Source organism: uncultured Mycobacterium sp. (assembly GCF_964249325.1).
Lineage (GTDB): Bacteria > Actinomycetota > Actinomycetes > Mycobacteriales > Mycobacteriaceae > Mycobacterium.
In genome coordinates, this window is record NZ_CAXUCH010000355.1 from 1 (window position 1) to 2929 (window position 2929).

Sequence of the window (2929 nt, forward strand, 5' to 3'; positions counted from 1 at the left end):
GCTCCGTGCGGTACGGCGACCACCCCGCCCAGCTGCTCGACGTGTGGCGCCGCAAGGACCTGCCGGCTCAGCCAGCGCCCGTACTGATCTTCGTGCCGGGTGGCGCCTGGATACAGGGCAGCCGCTCCCTGCAGGGCTACTCACTCATGTCACACCTGGCCGAACTGGGCTGGGTGTGTCTGTCGATCGGCTACCGGGTCGCGCCGCACCACCGCTGGCCGTCGCACATCGTCGACGTCAAAACCGCGATCGCGTGGGCACGGGCGAACGTCGACAAATTCGGTGGCGATCGCAATTTCATTGCGGTGGCAGGATGTTCTGCCGGCGGACATCTCGCCGCGCTGGCTGGACTGACCGGCAACGACCCCGATCTGCGGAACGACCTTCCCGAAGGCTCCGACACCGCGGTTGACGCCGTCGTCGGGATCTACGGCCGCTACGACTGGGAAGACCGCTCCACGGCTGAGCGGGTCCGGTTCGTGGATTTCCTGGAGCGCGTGGTGGTCAAGCAACGGATCGCACGTCACCCCGAGGTGTTCCGGAAGGCTTCCCCGATTGCGCGGGTGCACTCGAAAGCGCCGCCATTCTTGGTCATTCACGGCAGCAAGGACACGGTGATCCCCGTCGAACAGGCGCGCAGCTTCGTCGAGCGGCTCCGATCGGTCTCGCAATCCGCGGTCAGCTACATGGAGCTTCCGGGGGCCGGGCACGGGTTCGATTTGATCGACGGTGCCCGTACCGGCGCGATGGCCACCGCTGTCGGACTGTTCCTCAACGAGGTCCACCGCAGCCGTCCGCCGATTGGGGCCAAACAGGTTATTTGAGCGCCGCCCGAATGTAAGGTCCGTGCATGAGGAAGGCGCGACCGTGAAACGGCTGAGCGGGTGGGACGCGGTACTGCTGTACAGCGAGACGCCGAACGTGCACATGCACACCATCAAGGTCGGGGTGATCGAGCTGGACCCGGACCGGCGTGACTTCGGCATCGACGAATTCCGGCGGGTCATCCATAGTCGGCTCTACAAACTCGAGCCTTTCTGCTATGAGCTGGTGGAGATCCCCTTTAAGTTGCATCACCCGATGTGGCGGGAGAACTGCGACGTCGACCTCACCTACCACATCCGCCCGTGGCGGCTGCCGGCCCCGGGAGGGCGCCGCGAACTTGACGAGGCCATCGGAAAGATCGCCAGCACCCCGCTGGACCGCAGCCGCCCGCTGTGGGAGATGTACTTTGTCGAGGGCCTGGCCAATAACCGGATAGCGGTGGTGGGCAAAATCCACCACGCGCTCGCCGACGGCGTCGCCTCGGCCAACCTGTTGGCCCGCGGCATGGACCTACAGCCGAGCTTGGAGCCGGCTCGCGGCTCTTATGCGGCCGACCCCGCACCAACCAAGGGGCAGTTACTGCGCTCGGCGTTCGGCGATCATCTGCGACACGTCGGCCGGATTCCCCGCACCATCGGCTACACCGCGCAGGGGTTGGCTCGGGTGCGCCGCAGCTCGCGCAAGCTGTCGCCAGAACTGACCCGGCCGTTCACGCCGCCACCGACGTTCATCAACCACATGCTCACCCCGGAGCGCAAATTCGCCAGCGCCACATTGGCATTGGCTGATGTCAAGGAGACCGGCAAGTCGCTCGGGGCCACGATCAACGACATGGTGCTGGCCATGTCGGCCGGGGCGCTGCGCACCCTGCTGCTGCGCTATGACGGCAACGCCGACCATCCGCTGCTGGCCTCTGTGCCGGTGAGCTTCGACTTCTCCCCCGAGCGGATTTCCGGCAACTACTTCACCGGAATGCTGGTGGCGCTGCCCGTCGACGTCGAGGACCCACTGGAGCGGACACGGCTTTGCCATGAAAACGCGGTCTCGGCCAAGGAGAGCCACCAGCTGATGGGACCGGAGCTGGTCAGCCGGTGGGCGGCGTACTTCCCCCCGGCACCGACCGAGGCTTTGTTCCGGTGGTTGGCCGGCCGCGACGGGCAGAACAAGATCCTGAACCTGAATATCTCCAACGTGCCTGGTCCGCGGGAGCGCGGCCGGGTCGGCGGTGCGCTGGTGACCGAAATCTATTCGGTGGGACCGCTCACCGCGGGGAGCGGACTGAACATCACCGTGTGGAGTTATGTCGATCAACTCAACATCTCAGTGCTGACCGATGGCGCCACCGTCAAAGATCCGCATGAGGTGACCGACGCGATGATCGACACCTTTGTCGAAATACGAAGGGCTGCTGGGCTTTCCGAAAAGCTGACGGTCGTCGAAACGGCGATGGCGCAGGCCTAACGACGCGACGTCGCGTACACCCAGGACAGAAACCGCCCAATCGCAGTCGCGGTGTGCCGGGCGCGGGGCGAACCGAAAATGTCGAAAGCATGTTGGGCGCCCGGCAATTCCGCATATGCGAGCGGCGACTTCGACACCTCACGCAGCGCCGTGACGAAGTCACGCGCCTCGGACACCGGAATCAGTGAGTCGTCGCGGCCGTGCAGCACGAAAAACGGTGGCGCATCCGAGGACAATCGGTTAATCGGGGACGCATCGAGAAATACCTGCGGATCGTCGGCATGCCGGCGTTTGACGACGAACCGCTCCAAAAACGCGATGAACTCCGCTCGTCCGGCGCCTTCCGTGGAGAACCAGTCATAGCGTCCATACACCGGCACTGCGGCCATCACCGTGGCGTCGATGTCGTCGAACCCGGGCTGAAATCGCGGATCATTCGGTGTCAGCGCTGCCAGGGCTGCCAGGTGCCCGCCCGCCGACTCGCCGGTGAGCACCACAAAGTTCGGATCGCCGCCGGCGGCGGCGATGTTCTGCTTGACCCAGGCCAATGCCCGCTTGACATCGACGATGTGATCCGGCCAGGTGTGCACGGGGCTGACCCGGTAGTCGATGGACACGCACACCCATCCGCTTGCGGCAAGAT

2 protein-coding genes and 1 pseudogene (1 of these 3 cut by a window edge) are annotated in these 2929 nt (G+C 65.0%); 2 read left to right on the plus strand and 1 reads right to left on the minus strand.

All coding sequences use genetic code 11. The annotated features are described in order from the left end of the window. Both ACFE99_RS24305 and ACFE99_RS24310 read left to right on the plus strand, forming a co-directional pair. The coding region (locus ACFE99_RS24305) for an alpha/beta fold hydrolase (RefSeq protein ID WP_375489334.1) at positions 1 to 824 on the plus strand (824 nt) is incomplete at its 5' end. A 43-nt stretch (positions 825 to 867) separates the two neighbouring features. After that, positions 868 to 2286: a wax ester/triacylglycerol synthase family O-acyltransferase gene (locus ACFE99_RS24310; protein ID WP_375489336.1), complete on the plus strand. Its 1419-nt coding sequence runs from the start codon at positions 868 to 870 to the stop codon at positions 2284 to 2286. Here ACFE99_RS24310 and ACFE99_RS24315 read toward each other — a convergent pair. Further along, positions 2283 to 2929 (minus strand): annotated as a pseudogene (locus ACFE99_RS24315) (alpha/beta hydrolase fold domain-containing protein) (its annotated part continues 233 nt past the right edge of the window); the annotation flags it as partial. The gene ACFE99_RS24310 and the pseudogene ACFE99_RS24315 overlap by 4 nt on opposite strands.